Below are 22,591 nucleotides of genomic sequence, written 5' to 3'. Positions count from 1 at the left end.
CAGGGCCGCGGCTCAGATGCCGCAGGCCTCGCCGCCGCGCGCCGCGATCTCGCGCGCGGCCTTCGCGCCTTCGACCTGCAGGATCGTCGGCAGCGACACATGGTTCTTCGCGGCCGTGATCTCGGCGAGGATCGAGATCGCGATTTCCGGCGGCGTCCGGCTGCCGATGTAGATGCCGGCCGGCCCGTGCAGCCGCGCCAGTTCCGTATCGCTCAGGTCGAATTCGCGCAGCCGCTCGCGCCGCGCCGCGTTGTTGCGCCGCGAGCCGAGCGCGCCGACGTAGAACGCGGGCGTCTTCAGCGCCTCCATCAGCGCGAGATCGTCGAGCTTCGGATCGTGCGTGAGCGCGATCACCGCCGAGCGCGCGTCGAGCTGCATCTCGAGCACGGTGTCGTCGGGCATCGTGTGCACGACGCGGGTGCCCGGCACGTCCCAGGCGTCCGTGTATTCGTCGCGCGGATCGCACACCGTCACCTGGTAGTCGAGCCCGACCGCGATCTGGCACAGATAACGCGACAGCTGTCCTGCGCCGATCACGAGCATCCGGTAGCGCGGGCCGTGGATCGTCACGAGCCGTTCGCCGTCGAACGCGACGCCGTCGGTCGCCTGCGCGGGCGACAGCGACGCGCGGCCCGTCGCGAGCGTCATCGTGCGGGTGACGAGGCGGCCCGCCTCGACCGCCGCGCACAGCGCGGCAATCCCGCTGTCGCGCGTCAGCGGCTCCAGCACGAGCTGGATCGTGCCGCCGCACGGCAGCCCGAAGCGGTGCGCCTCCTCGGCCGTCACGCCGTACTTCACCGCTTCCGGCCGCGCGTCGGCCGCGATGCCGCTCGCATGCACGCGGGCGATCAGGTCGTCCTCGATGCAGCCGCCCGACACCGAGCCGACGACGAGCCCGTCGTCGCGCACCGCGAGCATCGCGCCTTCGGGGCGCGGCGACGAGCCCCACGTCTTCACGACCGTCACGAGCAGCACGCGGCGGCCTTCTTCGATCCAGCGCGCGCTGGTTTTCAATACATCGAGATCGACGCTTTCCATCATCCGTTTCCTGTTGCTGGACGGTCCCGCCGGTGCGGGCCGCCGTTCGATGGCGGGATTATGAACCGCGCGGCGAGCGCGTGCAGGCGCCACGCGGCTCGGCCGGGCGAATCCGGAGGAATGGGCAAAACTTCACGACGATCGGATAGAAATCGAGCGCGGGAACGACGCGGCGGGGTGTGATGTGCCGCGGGCGCGGCAGCGGATTGCGGCGGGGAAGGGAGAGCCGCGCGCAGGGCCGGCATCCGGCTCTGGGGGGCGTCGCACCGATGCGCGCGGCGGGCGCGCGCATCGGCGGCGTTCAGTGCACTTCGTGACCGTGTCCGAGCTTCGAATGACGGCGCGAATACGCGAAGTAGATCACGAGGCCGATCACGAGCCACACGCCGAACGCGATCCACGTGACAGGCTCCAGGTTCAGCATCAGGAACAGGCACGACGCGACCGCGAGGATCGGCACGACCGGCACGCCGGGGCAGCGGAACGCGCGCGGCAGCTCCGGATGGGTGCGGCGCAGCACCAGCACCGCGACCGACACCATCGAGAACGCGGCGAGCGTGCCGATGTTGATCAGCTCGGCGAGCACGTTGAGCGGCACCAGCGCGGCGATCAGCCCGAAGAACAGGCCGACGAGCCAGGTCGTCAGGAACGGCGTCGCGAAGCGCGGATGCACGCGCGACAGCATCGCCGGCAGCAGGCCGTCGCGCGACATCGCGAAGATGATGCGGGTCTGGCCGTAGCTCATCACAAGGATCACGGTCAGCATGCCGAGCACGGCGCCGAGATCGATGAAGCCCGCGACCCACTTCTGGCCGGCGACCTGCAGCGCGTACGAGATCGGGTGCGAGATGCTCGCGTACTGCGCGGACGGCACGATGCCGGTGGCGACCGCCGCGACCGAAACATACAGGATCGCGCAGACGGCGAGCGACGCGATGATGCCGATCGGCAGGTCGCGCTTCGGGTTCTTCACTTCCTCGGCCGCCGACGACACCGCGTCGAAGCCGATGAACGCGAAGAACATCACGGCAGCCGCGCCGAACACGCCGTTCCAGCCGTGCGGCATGAACGGCTGCCAGTTCGCCGGCGTCACGTGGAAGATGCCGACCGCGATCACGAGCAGCACCACCGACACCTTGATGAACACCATGACGTTGTTGATGCGGGTCGATTCGCGGATGCCGATCGACAGCAGCGTCGTGATCACGAGCATCACGAGGAACGCCGGCAGGTTGAACCACGTGGCCACGCCGGGCACCGCGCCGGGCGCGGCGGTCAGGACGGTCGGCAGCGTGACGCCGAAGCCCTGCAGCAGCGACTGCAGGTAGCCGGACCAGCCGACCGACACGGCGGACGCGGCGAGCCCGTATTCGAGCATCAGGTCCCAGCCGATGATCCACGCGACCAGCTCGCCGAGCGTCGCATACGAATACGTGTAGATCGAGCCGGCGACCGGAATCGTCGACGCGAACTCGGCGTACGACAGCGCCGCGAGGCCGCACGCGATCGCGGCGATCACGAACGACAGCATCAGCGCGGGGCCGGCCTGCACGGCGCCGGTGCCGGTCAGCACGAAGATGCCGGTGCCGATGATCGCGCCGATGCCGAGGAAGGTGAGGTCGATCGCGCCGAGCGCTTTCTTGAGCCCGGCGGCGTGCGCGCCGGCGATCATGCGATCGACGTTTTTCTTGCGGAAGAGAGACATTGCGGATGAGATCGCCGGCCCGCGCAAACGCGGGGGCGCTGAGTGAGTGAAAAACCGGGTATTTTAGCCGATTTGGCCGGGACGACCCGCCGCAGCGCAGCATCGCGCGGCGGAATCGCCCGCTAAAACAAGCGCTTGCACGCGGGGCGCGCGGGCGTCAGGCGCCGGAGGCGGGCGCCATGTCGACGAGCTGGTTGCTCATCACGTAGAAGGTCAGTTCCGCGTTGTTCGACAGCCGCATCTTCTCGAGCAGCCGCGTGCGGTAGACGCTCACCGTCTTCACCGACAGCGACAGCGTGTGGGCGATGTCGGTGAGCCGTTTGCCGGACGCGAGCATGCACAGCGTCTGGTACTCGCGGTCCGACAGCTTCTCGTGCGGCAGCGGCTCGTTCTCGAACGACACGTATTCGGCGAGCGCCTCGGCCATCGCCGGGCTCACGTACTTGCGGCCCGCGGCGACCTGCTGGATCGCGGAGATCATCTGCGCGGCGTTGACCGTCTTCGACAGGTAGCCGGCCGCGCCGGCCTTCAGCGCGCGCACCGCGTACTGGTCCTCGCGGTACATCGAGAACATCAGCACCGGCGTGCGCGGCAGCTTGCGCTTCACGCGCTTGAGCACCTCGATGCCGTTCATGTCGGTGAGCGAGATGTCGAGCAGGATCACGTCGAATTCGCGCTTGTCGACGGCCGCCATCGCTTCGCCGCCGGTTTCCGCCTCGGTGACTTCGCGGGCCACGCCGCGGTCGACCAGCAGGTGCCGGATGCCTTGCCGGACGATCGCGTGGTCGTCGACGAGCAGGATGTTCAGACTCATGGCGCCCTCACGAAATCGAGGCAGCGCGGCGCGCCGTTGCCGGCGCCGCGAGCAGCGCGTCCCACGCGAACCGCGCGGCGAGCCGGGTGCCGCGGCCGGCGGCCGGCGAGGCCAGCTCGAAGCCGCCGCCAAATGCCTCGCAGCGGGCGCGCATGCCGGCGAGGCCGTAGCCGTGGCGGTGCGCACGCGAGAAACCGGTCCCATCGTCGGCGACGATCAGCGACAGGTGCGTGCCGTCCGCTTCGACTCGCACGTCGACCGACGTCGCGCGCGCATGCTTCGTGACGTTCGACAGCGCTTCCTGCGCGACGCGGAAGATTGCCAGCGCGCCCGGGCCGGCGAGCTGCGGCAGGCGCGCGTCGGCGGCGCACACGAAGCTCGTGCGCAGGCCGGTGTGTTCCGCATGGCCGTCGATCCAGGCCGACAGCGCGCGCACGAGCCCCCCGTCGAGCGCCGGCGTGTCCTGTGCGTCGATCAGCCGGCGATTTGCGTCCGTCGCGGCGTCGAGCGCACGCTGCGCGAGCTCGAGCGCGCGACGGCAGCCTTCGGGCGCGTCGGCGGGCAGCCAGGTGTCGATGTTCGCGAGCGCGAAGCGCGCGGCGGTGAGTTCGGCGCCGAGCCCGTCGTGCAGCTCGCCGGCCAGATGGCGGCGGGCCGCTTCGTCGGCGGCGAACAATGCGGCGGACAGTTCGGTGATCCGCGCAGCGAGCGCATCGCGGCTGGCGGCGGTCGTGTAGGGCGACGGGGCGTGGGCGCTCTCGGGCGCGTTAAGCGACGTATCCATGACTCTCCCTGCTGTCAGAAGGCGATTCAGACACCGGTCGGCGGCGTGTGCCGGAAGCCGCCGAAAAGGCAGCTGCCGGACGGAAAATGTCGCCTGTCAGGGTAACAAAATTTACATCTTGTAACACCTTGATCCGACCCTTCAATGCGCATCCGAATTGCAACCGCGCGCCGCGCATAGTATCTCAAAACTTCGTCGGAAGGCATGACGGACGGGACATTTCAGGGTAAATGTGAACAAACCTGATGAAACTGTTGTAGGAAAAACACTGACACACGATCCGCCGCAAGCGCCGCGTCCAAATGTAACTATTTGAGATAGATGGTCGTCGATTGTTACGAATTCGCCAAGCGCGGACGAAAAAAAACCGGAGCGAAAGCTCCGGTCTTTGATGGTGCGCAAGTTTCGGGGGTAGATCAGTCGACGAACGCGCGCTCGATCACGTAGTGGCCCGGCGCGCTGTTCTTGCCTTCGACGAGGCCGGCCTGCTTCAGCAGGTCGGTCGTGTCCTTCAGCATCGCGGTGCTGCCGCACAGCATCACGCGGTCGTGTTCCGGCGAGAACGGCGGGACGTCGAGGTCGGTGAACAGCTTGCCCGTCGAGATCAGGTCGGTGATCCGGCCTTCGTTCTCGAATTCCTCGCGGGTGACCGTCGGGTAGTAGACGAGCTTTTCCTTGATGATGTCGCCCAGGTACTCGTGGCCCGGCAGGTCGTGCTTGATGTAGTCCATGTACGCGAGCTCGCCCTTCAGGCGGCACGTGTGCGTCAGGATGACCTTGTCGAAGCGTTCGTAGATGTCCGGATCGCGGATGATCGACATGAACGGCGCGAGGCCCGTGCCGGTCGACAGCATCCACAGCGTCTTGCCGGGCAGCAGGTTGTCGGCGACGAGCGTGCCGGTCGGCTTCTTGCCGATCAGCACCGTGTCGCCCACCTTCAGGTGCTGCAGGCGCGACGTCAGCGGGCCGTTCTGGACCTTGATGCTGAAGAACTCGAGGTGCTCCTCGTAGTTCGGGCTGACGATGCTGTAGGCGCGCGCGAGCGGCTTGCCGTCGACCTCGAGGCCGACCATCGTGAATTCGCCGTTGTTGAAGCGCAGGCTCGCCTCACGGGTGCAGGTGAAGCTGAAAAGCGTATCGGTCCAGTGGTGGACGGATTGGACGGTGGCGGTGTCGTATTTGCTCATGACTGTAAAAACTGACGCGCGTAGCTAACGCGTGCAATGGGCGAAAAACGAGGGCGTCGACCCGATCCGGGGATCGGCCGGCCGGCGCGCCGAACACGCGCCTTCTCGATGACAGACGTTTGAAGAACTATTTATTTTACCTTGACTGCGCCAATCGCGCGCTTGCCCCCGGCGGATGCGCGGATTTGGCGCAACGTTGCCTTTCGATATGCTTTCATCGCTCGGCGGCGAGCTTCGCGCCGAGGCCGACGAGCGCGGCGCCGCACAGCGCGTCGAGCGGGCGGCGCACGCGCCGGTAGCCGCGCTGCGCGCGGGGGCTCGCGAACAGGTACGCGACGCTGCAGTACCAGCCGACCGACATCGTGCCGATCGTCAGCAGCGCCGCGCCGTCGAACCACAGCGGCACGTGCGCGGGCAGCATCGCCGCGAACACGCTGGTCCAGAACGCGCACGACTTCGGGTTCGTCAGGCACGTGACGAGGCCGGTGCGATATGCACGCAGATGGGCGCGCGCATCCGGCGGCGGCAGCGTCGCGGAGGCGGCTGTCGCAGCGTCCGGGGCCGGATCGCGCCGCGTGCTCGCGCGCAGCAGCTTGAAGCCGAAATAGACGAGGTACACGGCGCCGCCGATCCGGATCGTGTCGTACAGCCACTCGACCTGGTGCAGCACGGCCGCGAGGCCGAGCATCGCGAGCGTCGCCCAGGTCACCGACGCGGTGCCGACGCCGAGCGCCGACACGGCGCCGAGACTGCGCCGGCCCGACATCGACAGCTGCGAGATCATGAAGATGTTCGGGCCCGGCGTGACGAGCGCGACGAGGTAGACGGCGGCGATTTGCAGCAGGATCGGCAGGTAGGTCATGGCGGCGCGGGCTTGGGCACGGAGACGAGCCGCTACTGTAGCGCGGGCGCCGCCGCGTCGGTCAGGTCTGCGGCGGATCGAGGCGCAGGCGGGCGATGTACGGCAGGTGGTCGGACAGCCACGCGGTCTCGCCGGACGGCGCGTTCCATTCGAGCGGCGTCATCCCGCGCACGAACATCTTGTCGAGCGCGAGCGCCGGCGAAAACGCCGGGAACGTGCGTCCCGACTCGCCGAGCAGCGTCGCGACCTCGGTCAGGCCGATCTCGCCGAACAGCGGGATCGAATCGTTGCGCCAGTCGTTGAAGTCCCCCGCCAGCACGAGCGGGCCGTCCTTCGCGTGGCGCATGATCCAGTGCGCGATCCAGTGCATCTGGCGCAGCCGCGCGGCGCGCGTGAGCGCGAGATGCGCGCACAGCAGCGTGACGGGGCGCGCGCCGGCGAGCGTCGCGCGCGCGACCAGCAGGCCGCGCCGCTCGAAGCGGTGCGCGGAGATGTCCCAGCGTCCGCCGAGGTCGAGCGGATGCGGCGACAGGATCGCGTTGCCGTGCCGCCACGACGGCTTGAACACGTTCGGGCCGAGCGCGATCTGCCAGTCGAGCGCATGCGCGATCTCGGTGGCCTGGCAATGCCAGACGTCGTCGTACGCATCGTTCATCGGCGCGCCGAAGCCGGGCGCGAGCACGGGCCGCGGCAGCCGCCGCGCCATGGCTTCCTGCAGGAAATACACGTCGGCGTGCGTCGACTGCATCCAGTCGCGCATCGCATTCCACGCGGTGAAGCCGAGCGGCGAGCGGCCCTTGTGCAGGTTCCAGCTCACCGCGGTGAGTTCGTCGGGTGCGGCGTGCGGCTCGGCGAACGGGACGGACAGGGCATCGGGCGCGTGCATGTCGGCTCAGTCCTTGCTGACGTGCGCGCGCACGCGGTACACGAGCTGCGGACGCTGCTCGACGAGCGTCCAGTCGGTCCAGTTGTCGCCGCCGACCGACAGCCCCGGATGGCTCGCGACGATTTGCCGCGGCGAGCTCGGCAGGCATGGGTCGCTCGGCTTTGCGCCCGGGTCGTCGAGCGTTTCCTGCACGTCGAGCGCGAGCGAGATCGCATTCGTGTCGAGCGCGAGCGGCGCGACGGTGACGGAGCGCGAGCGCTCGGTCGGCACGACGCGCGCCTTGTCGCCGCAGCCGACGGGCACGGCGGACGGATAACGATGGGTGTCGGTGCGGGTCTGACCCACGGTGGTCTTCTGCTGGAACGTGTCGATCGTCTGACCGTCGCGCACCACCTGGATCTCCCATGCGACGACGGCGGGCGCGGGGCTCTGCGCATGGGCGGCGAGCGCGGCGCTCGCCAGCAGGACGGCCAGGCCGTGTTTCAGCATGAAGCCTCTCCGGAATCGCGGTGTAGCGGGAAACGGACGCACATCTTACGCCCGATCGGCATCGACGGCGATGCGACCGGATGTGGCGCGACGCGTGTGTCGTGCGATGCGGTCCTGCTTGAAAGGTAAGTGCGCATTGCGCGTTTTCAAGCAAAAAACGCGTGGAGTTCGCGACCGGCGCGCGCACCGAAGAAGCGGAAGTTGCGCGCCCGCCCGCTGTTAGCAGCACACGCGCGCGGCTGCTTGCTTGCACCGGGATGCTGGACCGCTACACTGAAATCGAAGGGGTCTGATGGGGCGGCAAGCAAGCGGGTGCGAGGTTGGTATGACGACGGCGATGGTGAAACAGGAACTGGCGGTGGCGTCCTTCAGCACGGTGTACGACCTCGAGCAGGTCGAGACGGCGCTGAACGACCTGAACGACGGCGCGAGCGACGCACTGCGCGCCACCTACGAGAGGATGCTCAAGACCGGCAACCTGCGCTTTTGCGTGAAGCCGAACCGCATGCCGTCGTTCGACGCGCTGGGCGAGGCGCTGCCCAATTTCACGGAGCCGCTCGGCGACGTTCGCAAGCAGGTCGCGCTGTGCCTCGAAACGGACGACCGGCTCGAACTGATGCCGATCCTGCTGCTCGGCCCGCCGGGCATCGGCAAGACGTATTTCGCGAAGGCGCTCGCGCAGTTGCTCGGCACGTCGTATCACTACGTGCCGATGAGTTCGCTGACGGCGGGCTGGATCCTGTCGGGCGCGTCGTCGCAGTGGAAGAACGCGAAGCCGGGCAGGGTGTTCGATGCGCTCGTCAACGGCAGCTACGCGAACCCGGTGATCGCGGTCGACGAGATCGACAAGGCGGGCAGCGACGCGCAATACGATCCGCTCGGCGCGCTGTATGCGCTGCTCGAGCATGACACCGCGCGCGCGTTCGTCGACGAATTCGCCGAGGTGCCGATCGATGCGGGCAACGTGATCTGGGTCGCGACCGCGAACGATGCGCAGGCGATTCCGGAGCCGCTGTTGAACCGGATGAACGTGTACGAGATCGCGCCGCCCGACGCGGCCGGCGCGCGCCGCATCGCGCAGACGATTTACGACGAGATCCGCTCGTCGCACGCATGGGGCCGGCGGTTTCCGGACACGCTCGGAGACGACGCGCTCGACGTGCTCGCCGCGACGCCGCCGCGCACGATGCGGCGTGCGTTGCTGCACGCGTTCGGCGCCGCGCGCCTCGACGGGCGCGATGCGATCGAGGCGCGCGACATCCGCGCGGACGAAGGCGCGACGAAGCGCCGCCCGATCGGGTTCTGACAATCGGGATACAGGGAGAGACGTTGTTGTCGGCGACGCGGGATCGGCGAGATACATCCGGCTACACATGTGTCCTGCATGCGTACGGGCCGGGACGTACAATCGTCTTCTCTCCCTCGACGCGATAACGACGCGAAAAGCCATGGAGCAGACGGACTGTGTGGTGATCGGCGCGGGCGTCGTCGGGCTCGCGATCGCCCGCGAGCTCGCCGCGCGCGGCCGCGAGACGCTGGTGCTCGAGGCGGCCGATGCGATCGGCACCGGCACGAGCGCGCGCAACAGCGAGGTGATTCACGCGGGCCTCTACTATCCGCGCGGCTCGCTGAAGGCGATGGCGTGCGTGCACGGCCGCGACCTGCTGTACGAATTCTGCGAAACCCATCACGTCTCGCATCGCCGCGTCGGCAAGCTGCTCGTCGCGACGTCCGCCGCGCAGGTGAAACAGCTGAAGGCGATCGCCGCGCGCGCCGAGGAGAACGGCGTGCTCGACCTGATGCCGCTCACGCGCAGCGAGGCGCAGACGCTCGAGCCCGCGCTCGAATGCGTCGAGGCGCTGTTCTCGCCGAGCACGGGCATCGTCGACAGCCATCAGCTGATGCTTGCGCTGCTCGGCGACGCCGAACGCAACGGCGCCGTGTGCGCGCTGAAGTCGCCGGTCGAATCGATCGACGTGCTGCGCGGCGCGCGCTTCGTCGTGCGCACCGGCGGCGACACGCCGGCCGAGATCGAGGCGGCGTGCGTGATCAACAGCGCGGGGCTCGGCGCGCAGGCGCTCGCGCGCCGCACGCGCGGACTCGATCCGCGCTGGGTGCCGCCGCTCTATCTCGCGCGCGGCAACTACTTCAGCCTGTCCGGGCGCGCGCCGTTCTCGCATTTGATCTACCCGGTGCCCGACCGCGCCGGGCTCGGCATCCACCTGACGCTGGACCTCGCCGGGCAGGCGCGCTTCGGGCCGGACGTCGAGTGGATCGACACGCTGCGCTACGACGTCGATCCGGCGCGCGCGGAGGCGTTCTACGCACCGATTCGCGCGTACTGGCCGGCGTTGCCCGACGATGCGCTGCAGCCGGCCTATGCGGGCGTCCGCCCGAAGATCGCAGGGCCGGGCGAAGCGCCCGCCGACTTCATCGTGCAGGGCGTGGCGCAGCATGGCGTGCGCGGCCTCGTGAACCTGTTCGGCATCGAGTCGCCGGGGCTGACCGCGGCGCTCGCGCTCGCGCAGCGGGTTGGCGAGATGACGGCGCGCGGATGATTTCGCGCGGCTGATGGCGGCGGTGTGGCGGCCGTGTGGAGCGACTTTGCGAAATTTCTTATCTCCGGCATTTCGGGCCGCACATTCGTGTGCGCGAGCGTTATGCTGTTGAACGGCTGTCGCTAGAGCAGCTTTCAAATCGATAACATTGGAGCGAGTCCCCATGAAAACTTCCCGTCGGAGTTTCCTGATCACGAGCGTCGGCGTCGTCTCGGCCATGGCGCTGTCGCGCGAAGCGCTGGCTGCCGATCTGCCGATGCTGTCCGAGAGCGACCCGACCGCGCAGGCGCTCGGCTACAAGACGGACGCCACGAAGGTCGACAAGGCGAAGTATCCGAAATACGCAGCGGGCCAGGACTGCGCGGCCTGCATGCTGTACCAGGGCAAGAAGGGCTCGGCATCCGGCCCGTGCGGCGCATTCCCCGGCAAGCAGGTGGTGGCCAAGGGCTGGTGCAGCGCGTTCACGAAGATGGCATAACGCCCGCGCGGCATCGTGCGGTGCCGCAATTCCGCGCGATCCGGGACACGCCCGCCATCGTTCGATGGCGGGCGTTTTTTATTGCTTGAAATCGGTTCCGCGCCTTTCTACACTCGCTGCAAACCGGCGCGTCGCAGCGGCACCCCGCGTCGCACATCCGCACAGAACCATTTCACGAGGGCGAGACACGCATGGCGACGATTGCGGGTTCAACGAAAACGGTCGGGCCCGAGCGTGCGCTGAACCGGCGCGCGGTGGCGGCGGCGGTCATCGGCAACGCGCTCGAGTGGTACGACTTCACGGTCTTCAGCTTCATGGTGGTCGTGATCGCCGACCTGTTCTTTCCGACGACCAGCGAATATTCGTCGCTGCTGCTGGCCACCGCGACGTTCGGCGTCGCGTTCTTCATGCGGCCGATCGGCGGCGTGGTGCTCGGGCTGTATGCCGACCGCGCCGGCCGCAAGGCCGCGCTGTCGCTCGTGATTCTGCTGATGACGGCCGGCATCTTCCTGCTCGCGGTCGCGCCGCCGTATGCGGCGATCGGCGTCGGCGGCCCGCTGCTGATCGTGTTCGGCCGCCTGCTGCAGGGCTTTTCCGCCGGCGGCGAGTTCGGCAGCGCGACCGCGCTGCTGATCGAGGCGGCGCCGTTCTCGAAGCGCGGCTTCTACGGCAGCTGGCAGATGTCGAGCCAGGCCGCGGCGCTCCTGATCGGCGCGCTCGTCGGCGCGGCCGTCACGCGCGGCCTGACGCCGGACGCGCTGCGCGCGTGGGGCTGGCGCGTGCCGTTCATCATCGGGCTCGTGATCGGCCCGATCGGCTTCTACATCCGCCGCCATCTCGCCGATTCGGAAGCGTTCCTGCATGCGCAGCAGAGCGCGCGGCGCGCGACGCTCGGCGAGGTGTTCACGCGCCATTCGCGCGAAGTGCTGTGCGGGCTCGGTGCGGTGATCGCGCTGACGGTGACGATCTACGTGCTGATCATCTATCTGCCGACCTTCGCGGTGAAGCAGCTGAAGCTGCCGTATGCGCAGTCGTTCTACGCGGTGATCGTCGGCAACCTGCTGCTTACCGTGCTGTCGCCGCTCGCGGGCGCGTGGTCGGACCGCATCGGCCGCAAGGGGCTGTCGCTGTGGTCGCTCGTGATCACGTTCGCGCTGATGTATCCGCTGTTCGCATGGCTCGACGCCGCGCCGAGCATCGCGCGGCTGATCGCCGTGCAGGCCGTGCTGTCGGTAGCGCTTGCGGGCTACTACGGCCCGTTCGGTGCGATGATCGCCGAGTTGTTTCCGGCCAACGTGCGCTCGACCGGGCTGTCGATCGCCTACAACATCGCGGTGATGCTGTTCGGCGGCTTCGGGCAGTTCATCGTCACGTGGCTCATCAAGGCCACCGGCTCGCCGCTCGCGCCGACCTGGTACGTGATGGCAGGGCTCGCGCTGTCGATCGTCGCGGTCGCGTTCGTGCCGGCGCGCAGCGCGGATCTGGACGCGCGCCGCTGAGCCGCCGTCCGCCGCAGCGCGGATGCTGTTTAGTTGCCGAAGGAAACACGCGCTGCATCGCCGGAACCGCCGCTCGCGCGTGCCCGTGCCGTTGTCACACGCCGGAAACATCCATGAAAACCCGCACCGGCGCGGCCGGACGAGTTTTTTCTCCAGCTTGTTGCAGAATCGCTAGCTCAAGTAATATCCGCGTACGCCGGCCCCTACTGGAGGGTCGGTTCCGATCTGGAGACCTGGAGGAAACATGGAATATAACCGTCTGTTGCACACCCTGCGTGTTACCGCCATTGCAGGCGTGGCAGCGGCATCGTTCGGCGTCGCGGGCTCTGCATTCGCACAGATCCCGAACAAAACGCTCGTCTACTGCTCAGAAGGCAGCCCGGCGGGCTTCGATTCCGCGCAATACACGACCGGCGTCGATTTCACGGCGTCCACGTTCACCGTCTACAACCGCCTCGTCGAATTCGAGCGCGGCGGCACCAAGGTCGAGCCCGGCCTCGCCGAGAAGTGGGACGTGTCGCCGGATGGCAAGGTCTACACGTTCCACCTGCGCCACGGCATCAAGTTCCACACGACCGACTTCTTCAAGCCGACCCGCGAATTCAACGCGGACGACGTCGTGTTCTCGTTCCAGCGCATGCTCGATCCGAACCAGCCGTTCCGCAAGGCCTACCCGGTGTCGTTCCCGTACTTCACCGACATGGGCCTCGACAAGCTGATCACGAAGGTCGAGAAGGTCGATCCGTACACGGTGAAGTTCACGCTGTCGGAACCGAACGCGCCGTTCATCCAGAACATGGCGATGGAATTCGCGTCGATCCTGTCGTCCGAATACGCGGACCAGCTGATGAAGGCCGGCAAGGCCGCCGACATCAACCAGAAGCCGATCGGCACGGGCCCGTTCATCTTCCGCAGCTATACGAAGGACGCGACGATCCGCTTCGACGGCAATCCTGACTACTGGAAGAAGGGCGAAGTGAAGATCTCGAAGCTGATCTTCTCGATCACGCCCGATCCGGGCGTGCGCGTGCAGAAGATCAAGCGCAACGAGTGCCAGGTGATGACCTATCCGCGTCCGGCCGACATCGCGACGCTGAAGGCCGACGCGGGCGTCGACATGCCGTCGCAGGCGGGCTTCAACCTCGGCTACCTCGCGTACAACGTCGAGCACAAGCCGATGGACAAGCTCGAGGTGCGCGAAGCGCTCGACATGGCGATCAACAAGAAGGCGATCCTCGAATCGGTGTACCAGGGCGCGGGCCAGGCCGCGAGCGCGCCGATGCCGCCGACGCAATGGTCCTATGACAAGAGCCTGAAGATGCCCGCGTACGACACCGCGAAGGCGAAGGCGCTGCTGTCGAAGGCCGGCTTCCCGAACGGCTTCGAGATCACGCTGTGGGCGATGCCGGTGCAGCGCGCGTACAACCCGAACGCACGCCTGATGGCGGAGATGATCCAGGCCGACTGGGCGAAGATCGGCGTGAAGGCGAAGATCGTCACGTACGAGTGGGGCGAGTACATGAAGCGCGCGCACGCCGGCGAGCAGGACACGATGCTGATCGGCTGGACAGGCGACAACGGCGACCCCGACAACTGGCTCGGCACGCTGCTCGGCTGCGAGGCGGTGAAGGGCAACAACTTCTCGAAGTGGTGCTACAAGCCGTTCGACGACCTCGTGCAGAAGGGCCGCTCGACGACGGGCCAGGATGCGCGCACGAAGATCTACACGCAGGCGCAGCAGGTCTTCGCGCAGCAGGTGCCGTTCTCGCCGATCGCGAACTCGACCGTCTACCAGCCGGTGCGCAAGAACATCGTCGACATGCGCATCGAGCCGCTCGGCTACGCACGTTTCGACGGCGTGAGCGTGAAGTAACGCGACGGGCGTAAGCTGTCACGAAGACCGAGACCGGCTTGAACTCATCCGGCGGCGTGGGGCCACGAGCTCCTCGTCGCCGGTCGCACATTTCCCACAAGAAAATACGAGACGCATCATGCTCCGATTCGTATTGCGCCGCGTGGGCATGGTGATCCCGACCTTCATCGGCATCACCATCCTCGCGTTCGCGCTGATTCACCTGATACCGGGCGACCCCATCGAAGTGATGATGGGCGAGCGCGGCGTCGATCCCGCGATGCACGCAGAGGCGATGAAACGCCTCGGGCTCGACCAGCCGCTGCCCGTGCAGTATGTCCACTACATCGGCCGCGCGCTGTCGGGCGACCTCGGCACGTCGATCATCACCAACACGAGCGTCGCGGGCGAATTCTTCGCGCGCTTCCCGGCGACCGTCGAGCTGTCGCTGTGCGCGCTCGTCTTCGCGCTCGCCGTCGGCCTGCCGGCCGGCGTCGTCGCGGCGCTGCGGCGCGGCTCGATCGTCGACCACGGCGTGATGGGCACCGCGCTCACCGGCTATTCGATGCCGATCTTCTGGTGGGGGCTGATCCTCATCATGGTGTTTTCGTCGTACCTGGGCTGGACGCCCGTGTCCGGCCGCATCGCGGTCGAATATGAAATTCCGCACGTGACGGGCTTCATGCTGATCGACGCGCTGCTCGCGCCGGACGAAGGCTCGTTCAAGTCGGCGGTCAGCCACCTGATCCTGCCGGCGATCGTGCTCGGCACGATTCCGCTCGCGGTGATCGCGCGGATGACCCGTTCGTCGATGCTCGAAGTGCTGCGCGAGGACTACATCCGCACCGCGCGCGCGAAGGGGCTGTCGCCGGCGCGCGTCGTCGTCGTGCATGCGCTGCGCAACGCGCTGATCCCGGTCGTCACCGTGATCGGCCTGCAGATCGGCACGCTGCTCGCCGGCGCGGTGCTGACCGAGACGCTGTTTTCGTGGCCGGGCGTCGGCAAGTGGCTGATCGACGCGATCGGCCGCCGCGACTATCCGGTCGTGCAAGGCGGCATCCTGCTGATCGCGACCCTCGTGATCGTCGTGAACCTGGTCGTCGACCTGCTGTACGGCGTGCTGAACCCGCGCATCCGCCATACGAGGTAATCCATGAGCAACCTGCAAAACACCCTGCCGCGCGAAACCGCGCCGGTCGGCGGACGCATGCTCGCGCTGCGCGAGTTCTGGAGCAACTTCTCGCGCAACCGCGGCGCGGTCGGCGCGGGCATCGTCGTGCTCGTGCTGATCGTGGCCGCCGTGTTCGCGCCGCTGCTCGCGCCGCACAGCCCGGTCGAGCAATACCGCGACTACGTGAAGATCCCGCCCGCGTGGCTCGACGGCGGCAACTGGAAGTTCGTCCTCGGCACCGACGAAGCCGGCCGCGACATCCTGTCCCGGCTGATGTACGGCGCGCGGATGTCGTTCTGGATCGGCTTCGTGTCGGTCGTGCTCGCGCTGATCCCGGGCATCGTGCTCGGGCTCGTCGCCGCGTTCTTCCAGAAGTGGGCGGACACGGCCGTGATGCGCGTGATGGACGTGCTGCTCGCGCTGCCGTCGCTGCTGCTCGCGGTCGCGGTCGTCGCGATCATCGGCCCGGGCCTCACCAACACGATGTTCGCGATCGCGATCGTCGCGCTGCCCGCGTACGTGCGCCTGACGCGCGCGTCGGCGCTCGGCGAGCTGCAGAAGGAGTACGTGACGGCGTCGCGCGTGGCGGGCGCCGGCACGCTGCGCCTGATGTTCTCGCAAGTGCTGCCGAACTGCACGGCGCCGCTGATCGTGCAGGCGACGCTCGGCTTCTCGTCGGCGATCCTCGACGCGGCCGCGCTCGGCTTCCTCGGCCTCGGCGTGCAGCCGCCGACCGCCGAATGGGGCGCGATGCTGGCCTCCGCGCGCGACTACATCGACAACGCATGGTGGATCGTGACGATGCCGGGCCTGTCGATCCTGATCTCGGTGCTCGCGATCAACCTGCTCGGCGACGGGCTGCGCGATGCGCTCGATCCCAAACTGAAACGGATGGCCTGACATGAGCGAGAACCTTCTGACCATCCGCAATCTCGCGGTGAATTTCAACGGCCTGCCCGCCGTCGACCGGATCAACCTGTCGATCGCGCCGGGCGAGGTGGTGGGCGTCGTCGGCGAATCGGGCTCGGGCAAGAGCGTGACGATGATGGCGCTGATGGGCCTGATCGACGCGCCGGGCAAGGTGACGGCCGACGAAGTCACGTTCAATGGCGTGGACCTGCTGAAGGCGTCGCCGAAGGCGCGCCGTCGGATCATCGGCAAGGACATCGCGATGGTGTTCCAGGACGCGCTGACGAGCCTGAACCCGAGCTACACGGTCGGCTACCAGATCAAGGAAGTGCTGAAGCTGCACGAGGGGCTGCGCGGCGATGCGCTGAACCGCCGCGCGCTCGAGCTGCTCGACCAGGTCGGCATCCCCGACCCGAAGAGCCGCATCGATTCGTTCCCGCACCAGATGTCGGGCGGGATGAACCAGCGCGTGATGATCGCGATGGCCGTCGCGTGCAACCCGAAGCTGCTGATCGCCGACGAGCCGACCACCGCGCTCGACGTGACGATCCAGGCGCAGATCATGGATCTGCTCGTGAAGCTGCAGAAAGAGCGCGGCATGGCGCTCGTGCTGATCTCGCACGATCTCGCCGTGGTGTCCGAAGTCGCGCAGCGCGTCGCGGTGATGTACGCGGGCGAGGTCATCGAGACCAACCGCGTGCCGGACATCTTCGCGCAGCCGCACCATCCGTACACCGAAGCATTGCTCGCGGCGATTCCCGAGCACAACAAGGGGGCGCGGCGGCTTGCCGCATTGCCGGGGATGGTGCCGGGCCGCGATGATCGCCCGTCCGGGTGCCTGTTCGCGCCGCGCTGCAAGTACGTCGTCGACGATTGCCGCAAGGCGCGTCCGTCGCTCGATACGCTGGTGGCGGGCAACGACGCGATGCGCGCGCGCTGCATCAAGCCGCTCAATCTGACCAACCTCGACCTGACGGGAGGCGCACGATGAATGCTGTCAACGAAACGCGCCACGCTGCGCACGACGAGGATGCGGTGCTGGTCGCCGACCAGCTCGCGAAGCACTACCAGGTGAAGCGCGGGATGTTCGGCCAGGGCACCGTGAAGGCGCTCAACGGCGTGTCGTTCACGCTCAGGCGCGGCCGGACGCTCGCGGTCGTCGGCGAGTCCGGCTGCGGCAAGTCGACCCTCGCGCGCCAGCTGACGATGATCGAGACGCCGACCGCCGGGCACCTGACGATCGACGGCAAGGACGTCGCGGGCGCGGACCGCCAGACGATCGCCGAGCTGCGCCGCCGCGTGCAGATGGTGTTCCAGAACCCGTTCGCGTCGCTGAATCCGCGCAAGACCGTCGAGCAGACGTTGTCGGAGCCGCTCGAGATCAACACGAACCTCTCCGCGCAGGAGCGCGCGCAGCGCGTCGCGCAGATCATGCGCACGGTCGGCCTGCGGCCCGAGCATGCGAAGCGCTATCCGCACATGTTCTCGGGCGGCCAGCGGCAGCGCGTCGCGATCGCGCGCGCGATGATCCTCGATCCGCGGATCGTCGTCGCCGACGAGCCGGTGTCCGCGCTCGACGTGTCGATCCAGGCGCAGATCCTCAACCTGTTCATGGACCTGCAGGAGCAGTTCAAGACCAGCTACGTGTTCATCTCGCACAACCTCGCGGTGGTCGAGCACATTGCCGACGACGTGATGGTGATGTACTTCGGCAGCGTCGCGGAGCTCGGCGACAAGGCGACGATCTACGCGCGGCCGCGGCATCCGTACACGCGCGCGCTGATGTCGGCGACGCCGGCGATCTTCGAGGAAGACCGCCGCGTGCAGATCAAGCTGCAGGGCGAGCTGCCGTCGCCGCTCAATCCGCCGTCGGGCTGCGCGTTCCATCAGCGCTGCCCGTATGCGGTCGAGCGCTGCCGGGCCGAGGAACCGCAACTGCGCGACGTCGATGGCCGGCGCGTCGCCTGCCATCGCGCCGAGGAGGTGGGGGAGGCGAATGCCTGAAGGCCTGGCGGCGCGCGGAGCCACCGCGCGCCGTGTGCGCATCGGCGGTACGCGCGTGCGTCGCGCGTACCGCAACGCACGCCGCTGGAGCGTGCGCACCGTGACCGGCGCGGCGCTGGCCGGTGCGTGCGCGATGGCGGCAGGCCTCGCCGTGCCCGTCGAGCTCGCGCGGGCCGAGGCTCGCGCGCCGGCGACGGCGCCGCTCCATCCTTCGCAGGTGCCGCCGCCCGGCCTGACCCTGCCGGGCTTCCACCCGCCGCCGGTGTCGAACGGCTCGGTCGCGAGCGGCGCGGTGCGCGCGCAGCCGGCGCGGATGCCGTTTTACGTCGCGACCAAGGGCAAGGTCACGATCTACGTGCTCGGCACGCTGCACGTCGGCGATCCGTCCGACTATCCGCCCGCGCAGCCGTTCCGGCCGCGCGTCCTCGCGGCGCTCGCCGCATCGCCGACGCTCGCGCTCGAGCTGTCGCCGGACGACCTGCTCGAATCGCAGGACGATGTATCGAAGTACGGCATCTGCAACTACGCGTGCCTGCCGCGCCTGTTGCCCGAGCCGCTGTGGCAGCAGCTGGCCGGCCGGCTGCGCGGCAATGCGGCCGCGCTCGCCGAGATCCGCAAGATGCGGCCGTGGCTTGCCGCGCTCGTCGTCGAGACCTACGACTCGCTGTCGGCCGGCCTGCAGACCGAGTACGGCACCGAGGCGCAATTGCAGAACGTGTACCTGAAGAAGAAGGGCGGCCGGGTGGTCGGGCTCGAGACGCTCGCCGAGCAGATGCGCGCGTTCACCGGCCTCACGCTCGCCGAGCAGCGCGAGATGCTCGCGCAGGACATGGTGCAGACGCCCGCGCAGAACGCCGCCGACATCAAGGCGCTGCACCGGCTGTGGCGGATCGGCGACGCCGATGCGCTCGCCGCGTGGGCCGTCGCGAAGAGCGAGCGCCTGACGCGTTCGAAGGCGCTGTCCGCCTCGTTGGACAACAAGATCCTGTACGAGCGCAACCGGCGCTTCGTTACGCGGATGACGGCAATCGCCGCGCCGAACCGGCCGCTGTTCGTCGCGATCGGCGCGCTGCACCTGGGCGGCCCGCGCGGCGTGCTCGAATTGTTGCGCCAGCAAGGTTACCGGGTCGACGCGAACTGATCGCGCCGATGTCCGCGTGCCGATCATTCCCCGTTTGACGGGCGATCTGCGGACCGCGTGAGCGGCGTAAGGAAAACCCTCGATTCGTCAGAAAATAGCGTTTCAAACGATTGACATCTCGTTCGGGCAATCTCTATTCTTCATCCCACAAGTTGAAAAATTGAAAAGAACAGAAAAAGTTCTACGGGGTAGCAAATATAAAGCGCGGGGTGAGCGTTGCCGGCACGTGTATCGCGTGCCGGCCGCGGAGTGTCTGCATGCACGGCGGGGCCAACCATCGTCCGACATCAACTGCATGCGGGCCGACTTGCGGATAAGCAACGTTCCGTCGTCCGACCGGGGGATGCAACAGCGGGCGGCGGCGGACGTATTTTGATCCGGAGCAGGTCTTTCCGGTCGCCGTCGACAGACGGCTTCAGCTGGGCGAACCGGCATCCATCGATGCGGTCCGGTCAACGGAAAAGCGCCTCCAGGGCGCTTTTTTCTTTTCCGGATTCGCTATGGCCGCGCTGCGGTTCTGTCGGGTTTCCAGTCAGCCGCCGCTGCGACGGCGCCCGTCACGCGCCTTCGTCCGCATGCAGCGCCCCCGGCGCGACAACGTCGATCCCCGCCTGTTCGAGCGCCGCGCGAATCCTTCGCGCAAACGCCAGCGCATGCGGCCCGTCGCCATGCAGACAGACCGTCTGCGCATTGAGCGGCACCCACTCCCCGCTGACCGCGCGCACCCGCCGGTCGCGCACCATGTCGAGCGTGCGGGCGATCACCTCGTCCTCGTCGTCGACGAGCGCACCCGGCTCGCTGCGCGGCACGAGCGCGCCGTCCGCGCGGTAGCCGCGATCGGCGAACACTTCCTCGATCGCCGCGAGCCCCGCGTGCCGCGCGGCCGCGACGAACACGCTGTTGGCGAGGCCGAACACCGCGAGCGACGGATCAAAGTCGTGAATTGCGGACACCACCGCGTCGGCGATCATCGGATCGCGCGCGGCCTGGTTGTACAGCGCGCCGTGCGGTTTCACGTGCGCGATGCGGCCGCCTTCGGCCTGTGCGATCGCAGATAGCGCGCCGAGCTGATAAAGCACGCCTGCATAGATGTCGTTCGCCGGCAGCTGCATTTCCTTGCGGCCGAAATTCTCGGGATCGAGAAAACTCGGATGCGCGCCGATCGACACGCCCTTCTGCACGGCCCAGCGCACGCAGTCGCGCATCGCGTTCGCGCCGCCCGCGTGCCAGCCGCATGCGATGTTTGCCGACGTAACGAGGTCGAGCAGCGCCTCGTCCGATCCGTATCCTTCGCCCAGGTCGGCGTTCAGATCGATTTCCATGATGTTCCTCGTCCACCAATTGCGTGGCGCGCCGCCTGGATGCGGCGCTTGTTCTGCATCGTCACGCCGCGCGCGACTGCGCGCGCTGGCGCGCTTCCTCGCGCATCGCGATCGCGACGTCGATCTGCCGCAGGTAGGCCCGCTCCGCGGCCAGTGCGTCGCGCGCCGCGTTCGGCGTCGTGCGCACGAAACGGATCGGCAGGTTCAGGCGCGCCTGTGCGAGCTTCCACAGGTCCGCGCGAATCACCGTTCCGATCTTAGGATATCCCCCGGTCGTCTGCGCGTCGTGCATCAGCACGATCGGCTGGCCGTTCGGCGGCACCTGGATCGTGCCGGGAAGCACCGCGTGCGACAGCAGTTCCACCGGCCGTTCGCGGGTCAGCTCGACGCCGGCGAGGCGGTAGCCCATCCGGTTGCTGTTGGCCGTGACGAGCCATTCTTCATCCCAGAACGCCTGCTGCGACTCCGCGCCGAACGACGCGTAGTCGGGGCCGGGCAGCACGCGCACCGGCATCGCCCACGGCGCGTGCGCGTGGGCGGGCCGGTGGCGGCGCGGCGGCTCGTCGACGCGCGCGAAACCGCACCAGGCCGGCGCCTTGACGCCGAACTCGGGCGCATCGGCCGCGAGGCAGCCGAGCGTCGCCGGCGGCACGCCGACCGGCAGCCGGTCGCCGTCGCGCAGCACGCGGCCGCCGAGGCCGCCGAAGCGCGACGCGAGATCGGTGCTGCGCGAGCCGAGCATCGGCAGCACGTCGATGCCGCCCGCGATGCACAGATAGCCGCGCATCCCGCGCTTCGCGGCCGGCATCGTCAGCGTCTGGCCGGCCTCGACGGGCAGGCTCCACCACGAGTGGACCGGCATGCCATCGAGCGCCGCGCCGAATTCGGTGCCGGTGATCGCGATGCGCGTCGCGCGCGGGAAGCGGAAGGCGGCCGGGCCGATCGTGATCTCGACGGCGGCCGCGTCCGGGCGGTTGCCGACGAGCCGGTTGCCGACCTCGAGCGCGAGGCTGTCGAGCGCGCCGCCCTGCGCGACGCCGAGATGGCGCGCGCCCTGGCGGCCGAGATCCTGCACGGTCGACAGCGGGCCGGCCCGCAACACCTCGATGCCGCCCGGCGCTTTGCTCTGACTCATGTCGCGTGGACTCCCGCAATGGTGAAGCGCACCCGGTCGCCGGGCAGGAGCAGCGTCGGCGGCTGCCGGGACGGATCGAACAGCACGTGCGCGGTGCGGCCGATCAGTTGCCAGCCGCCGGGCGACGTGGCGGGGTAGATGCCGGTCTGCGCGCCGCCGATGCCGACCGATCCGGCCGGCACCTCGAGGCGCGGGGCCGCGCGGCGCGGCGTGTGCAGCGCGGCGTCGAGGCCGCCGAGATACGCGAAACCCGGCTGGAAGCCGAGGAAGAACACCACGTATTCGGCCGCCGCATGGCGCGCGACCACTTCGTCGGCCGTCAGGCCGGTGTGCGCGGCGACCGCCTGCAGGTCGGGGCCGGCCGCGCCGCCGTATTCGACCGGAATCTCGATCTCGCGGCCGGGCGCATGCTCGACGTCGGCGGTTTCCCACGCGTCGCGCAGCATGTCCGTCAGCGTGTCGGCAGACGCGGCGAGCGCGTCGAACACGATCGTCAGGTTGTTCATGCCCGGCACGACGTCGACGACGTGCGGCCACGCGCGCGCGGCCTCGGCAACGGCCCAGACGCGCCGCTGGCAATCGAGCGTGGCGGGGGGCGGCACCTCGCAGACAAGCGCGGCGTCGCCGAGCGGATAGATGCGTGGATGCGTCATCGGTCTGGCACGGTTCGGGCGGCAATATTAACGTACATTGTCAAGAAGATATCGACATCTTGCCAGTGCGCGTTTTTGCCTAGCTGGCGCGCACAGGCTTCTGA

At 68.2% G+C, this 22,591-nt stretch carries 21 protein-coding genes; 10 read left to right on the top strand and 11 right to left on the bottom strand.

The annotated features are described in order from the left end of the window. Nucleotides 1-12 precede the first annotated feature (12 nt). From B7P44_RS16860 to B7P44_RS16825, 8 genes are all read right to left on the bottom strand, one after another. Nucleotides 13-1,038 (bottom strand): XdhC family protein, encoded by a 1,026-nt coding sequence (locus B7P44_RS16860; RefSeq protein WP_084906759.1) that lies wholly within the window; start codon nucleotides 1,036-1,038, stop codon nucleotides 13-15. Between the two features lie 301 nt (nucleotides 1,039-1,339). Then, complete coding sequence (locus B7P44_RS16855; RefSeq protein WP_084906050.1) at nucleotides 1,340-2,743, bottom strand: branched-chain amino acid transporter BcaP; 1,404 nt, start codon at nucleotides 2,741-2,743, stop codon at nucleotides 1,340-1,342. 157 nt (nucleotides 2,744-2,900) lie between these two features. After that, a complete protein-coding gene (rqpR, locus tag B7P44_RS16850; RefSeq protein WP_084906048.1) occupies nucleotides 2,901-3,557 on the bottom strand; it encodes a response regulator transcription factor RqpR in 657 nt (218 codons plus the stop codon). 7 nt (nucleotides 3,558-3,564) lie between these two features. After that, nucleotides 3,565-4,341: a quorum system sensor histidine kinase RqpS gene (gene rqpS / locus B7P44_RS16845; protein ID WP_084906046.1), complete on the bottom strand. Its 777-nt coding sequence runs from the start codon at nucleotides 4,339-4,341 to the stop codon at nucleotides 3,565-3,567. Between the two features lie 416 nt (nucleotides 4,342-4,757). Then, nucleotides 4,758-5,528 carry a ferredoxin--NADP reductase gene (locus tag B7P44_RS16840; protein ID WP_084906044.1) on the bottom strand — a complete coding sequence of 257 codons (771 nt, stop codon included), beginning with the start codon at nucleotides 5,526-5,528 and terminating at the stop codon, nucleotides 4,758-4,760. A 214-nt stretch (nucleotides 5,529-5,742) separates the two neighbouring features. Next, nucleotides 5,743-6,390, bottom strand: a complete 648-nt coding sequence (locus B7P44_RS16835) for a LysE family translocator (RefSeq protein ID WP_084906042.1) — start codon at nucleotides 6,388-6,390, stop codon at nucleotides 5,743-5,745. Between the two features lie 61 nt (nucleotides 6,391-6,451). Beyond that, on the bottom strand, nucleotides 6,452-7,276 hold the full coding sequence (locus B7P44_RS16830; protein ID WP_084906040.1) for an endonuclease/exonuclease/phosphatase family protein: 825 nt from the start codon (nucleotides 7,274-7,276) through the stop codon (nucleotides 6,452-6,454). Nucleotides 7,277-7,282: 6 nt separating this feature from the next. Continuing rightward, a complete protein-coding gene (locus B7P44_RS16825) occupies nucleotides 7,283-7,765 on the bottom strand; it encodes a hypothetical protein (protein ID WP_084906038.1) in 483 nt (160 codons plus the stop codon). A gap of 325 nt (nucleotides 7,766-8,090) precedes the next feature. On the opposite strand from B7P44_RS16825, the gene B7P44_RS16820 reads away from it, so the two are divergent. The 10 genes from B7P44_RS16820 to B7P44_RS16775 all read left to right on the top strand — a co-directional run bounded on the left by B7P44_RS16820 (nucleotide 8,091) and on the right by B7P44_RS16775 (nucleotide 19,377). Beyond that, complete coding sequence (locus B7P44_RS16820) at nucleotides 8,091-9,071, top strand: AAA family ATPase (protein WP_084906036.1); 981 nt, start codon at nucleotides 8,091-8,093, stop codon at nucleotides 9,069-9,071. 142 nt (nucleotides 9,072-9,213) lie between these two features. Then, the gene (locus tag B7P44_RS16815) at nucleotides 9,214-10,323 is read left to right on the top strand and encodes an NAD(P)/FAD-dependent oxidoreductase (protein ID WP_084906034.1); all 1,110 of its coding nucleotides are present in this window, start codon (nucleotides 9,214-9,216) and stop codon (nucleotides 10,321-10,323) included. Nucleotides 10,324-10,486: 163 nt separating this feature from the next. Then, entirely contained in the window at nucleotides 10,487-10,801 is a 315-nt protein-coding gene (locus B7P44_RS16810) for a high-potential iron-sulfur protein (protein ID WP_084906032.1), read from the top strand. 191 nt (nucleotides 10,802-10,992) lie between these two features. Next, the gene (locus B7P44_RS16805; protein ID WP_084906030.1) at nucleotides 10,993-12,300 is read left to right on the top strand and encodes an MFS transporter; all 1,308 of its coding nucleotides are present in this window, start codon (nucleotides 10,993-10,995) and stop codon (nucleotides 12,298-12,300) included. Nucleotides 12,301-12,544: 244 nt separating this feature from the next. Beyond that, a complete protein-coding gene (locus tag B7P44_RS16800; RefSeq protein WP_084906029.1) occupies nucleotides 12,545-14,173 on the top strand; it encodes an ABC transporter substrate-binding protein in 1,629 nt (542 codons plus the stop codon). 118 nt (nucleotides 14,174-14,291) lie between these two features. Continuing rightward, the gene (locus B7P44_RS16795) at nucleotides 14,292-15,302 is read left to right on the top strand and encodes an ABC transporter permease subunit (RefSeq protein ID WP_084906027.1); all 1,011 of its coding nucleotides are present in this window, start codon (nucleotides 14,292-14,294) and stop codon (nucleotides 15,300-15,302) included. Nucleotides 15,303-15,305: 3 nt separating this feature from the next. Further along, nucleotides 15,306-16,223, top strand: coding sequence for an ABC transporter permease subunit (locus B7P44_RS16790; RefSeq protein ID WP_084906025.1), 918 nt, complete (start codon nucleotides 15,306-15,308; stop codon nucleotides 16,221-16,223). A 1-nt stretch (nucleotide 16,224) separates the two neighbouring features. Next, nucleotides 16,225-17,223: an ABC transporter ATP-binding protein gene (locus B7P44_RS16785; protein ID WP_084906023.1), complete on the top strand. Its 999-nt coding sequence runs from the start codon at nucleotides 16,225-16,227 to the stop codon at nucleotides 17,221-17,223. Next, nucleotides 17,220-18,236, top strand: a complete 1,017-nt coding sequence (locus tag B7P44_RS16780; protein WP_084906021.1) for a peptide ABC transporter ATP-binding protein — start codon at nucleotides 17,220-17,222, stop codon at nucleotides 18,234-18,236. Before B7P44_RS16785 ends, B7P44_RS16780 begins: the two co-directional genes overlap by 4 nt. Further along, complete coding sequence (locus tag B7P44_RS16775) at nucleotides 18,229-19,377, top strand: TraB/GumN family protein (RefSeq protein WP_084906018.1); 1,149 nt, start codon at nucleotides 18,229-18,231, stop codon at nucleotides 19,375-19,377. Before B7P44_RS16780 ends, B7P44_RS16775 begins: the two co-directional genes overlap by 8 nt. 557 nt (nucleotides 19,378-19,934) lie before the next feature. On the opposite strand, the gene pxpA is transcribed toward B7P44_RS16775, so the two are convergent. From pxpA to pxpB, 3 genes are all read right to left on the bottom strand, one after another. Beyond that, the gene (gene pxpA, locus B7P44_RS16770; RefSeq protein ID WP_084906016.1) at nucleotides 19,935-20,699 is read right to left on the bottom strand and encodes a 5-oxoprolinase subunit PxpA; all 765 of its coding nucleotides are present in this window, start codon (nucleotides 20,697-20,699) and stop codon (nucleotides 19,935-19,937) included. A gap of 61 nt (nucleotides 20,700-20,760) precedes the next feature. After that, nucleotides 20,761-21,834, bottom strand: a complete 1,074-nt coding sequence (locus B7P44_RS16765; protein ID WP_084906014.1) for a 5-oxoprolinase subunit C family protein — start codon at nucleotides 21,832-21,834, stop codon at nucleotides 20,761-20,763. Continuing rightward, the gene (pxpB, locus tag B7P44_RS16760) at nucleotides 21,831-22,487 is read right to left on the bottom strand and encodes a 5-oxoprolinase subunit PxpB (protein ID WP_084906012.1); all 657 of its coding nucleotides are present in this window, start codon (nucleotides 22,485-22,487) and stop codon (nucleotides 21,831-21,833) included. The genes B7P44_RS16765 and pxpB overlap by 4 nt, the downstream gene beginning before the upstream one ends. Nucleotides 22,488-22,591 lie beyond the last annotated feature (104 nt).

The sequence above is a fragment of the Burkholderia ubonensis subsp. mesacidophila genome, from assembly GCF_002097715.1.
Taxonomy (GTDB): Bacteria; Pseudomonadota; Gammaproteobacteria; order Burkholderiales; family Burkholderiaceae; genus Burkholderia; species Burkholderia mesacidophila.
Note: the sequence above shows the minus strand (reverse complement) of the source record. Positions and strands in the feature narration are given on the sequence as shown.

Bases quoted from the DNA above. Each gene is read 5' to 3' on its own strand.
- pxpB (WP_084906012.1), bottom strand. From the start codon at position 22,487: ATGACGCATCCACGCATCTATCCGCTCGGCGACGCCGCGCTTGTCTGC.
- pxpA (WP_084906016.1), bottom strand. From the start codon at position 20,699: ATGGAAATCGATCTGAACGCCGACCTGGGCGAAGGATACGGATCGGAC.
- B7P44_RS16835 (WP_084906042.1), bottom strand. From the start codon at position 6,390: ATGACCTACCTGCCGATCCTGCTGCAAATCGCCGCCGTCTACCTCGTC.
- B7P44_RS16765 (WP_084906014.1), bottom strand. From the start codon at position 21,834: ATGAGTCAGAGCAAAGCGCCGGGCGGCATCGAGGTGTTGCGGGCCGGC.
- B7P44_RS16775 (WP_084906018.1), top strand. From the start codon at position 18,229: ATGCCTGAAGGCCTGGCGGCGCGCGGAGCCACCGCGCGCCGTGTGCGC.
- B7P44_RS16840 (WP_084906044.1), bottom strand. From the start codon at position 5,528: ATGAGCAAATACGACACCGCCACCGTCCAATCCGTCCACCACTGGACC.
- B7P44_RS16815 (WP_084906034.1), top strand. From the start codon at position 9,214: ATGGAGCAGACGGACTGTGTGGTGATCGGCGCGGGCGTCGTCGGGCTC.
- B7P44_RS16805 (WP_084906030.1), top strand. From the start codon at position 10,993: ATGGCGACGATTGCGGGTTCAACGAAAACGGTCGGGCCCGAGCGTGCG.
- B7P44_RS16785 (WP_084906023.1), top strand. From the start codon at position 16,225: ATGAGCGAGAACCTTCTGACCATCCGCAATCTCGCGGTGAATTTCAAC.
- B7P44_RS16780 (WP_084906021.1), top strand. From the start codon at position 17,220: ATGAATGCTGTCAACGAAACGCGCCACGCTGCGCACGACGAGGATGCG.
- B7P44_RS16800 (WP_084906029.1), top strand. From the start codon at position 12,545: ATGGAATATAACCGTCTGTTGCACACCCTGCGTGTTACCGCCATTGCA.
- B7P44_RS16830 (WP_084906040.1), bottom strand. From the start codon at position 7,276: ATGCACGCGCCCGATGCCCTGTCCGTCCCGTTCGCCGAGCCGCACGCC.
- B7P44_RS16790 (WP_084906025.1), top strand. From the start codon at position 15,306: ATGAGCAACCTGCAAAACACCCTGCCGCGCGAAACCGCGCCGGTCGGC.
- B7P44_RS16810 (WP_084906032.1), top strand. From the start codon at position 10,487: ATGAAAACTTCCCGTCGGAGTTTCCTGATCACGAGCGTCGGCGTCGTC.
- B7P44_RS16860 (WP_084906759.1), bottom strand. From the start codon at position 1,038: ATGGAAAGCGTCGATCTCGATGTATTGAAAACCAGCGCGCGCTGGATC.
- rqpS (WP_084906046.1), bottom strand. From the start codon at position 4,341: ATGGATACGTCGCTTAACGCGCCCGAGAGCGCCCACGCCCCGTCGCCC.
- B7P44_RS16825 (WP_084906038.1), bottom strand. From the start codon at position 7,765: ATGCTGAAACACGGCCTGGCCGTCCTGCTGGCGAGCGCCGCGCTCGCC.
- B7P44_RS16795 (WP_084906027.1), top strand. From the start codon at position 14,292: ATGCTCCGATTCGTATTGCGCCGCGTGGGCATGGTGATCCCGACCTTC.
- rqpR (WP_084906048.1), bottom strand. From the start codon at position 3,557: ATGAGTCTGAACATCCTGCTCGTCGACGACCACGCGATCGTCCGGCAA.
- B7P44_RS16820 (WP_084906036.1), top strand. From the start codon at position 8,091: ATGACGACGGCGATGGTGAAACAGGAACTGGCGGTGGCGTCCTTCAGC.
- B7P44_RS16855 (WP_084906050.1), bottom strand. From the start codon at position 2,743: ATGTCTCTCTTCCGCAAGAAAAACGTCGATCGCATGATCGCCGGCGCG.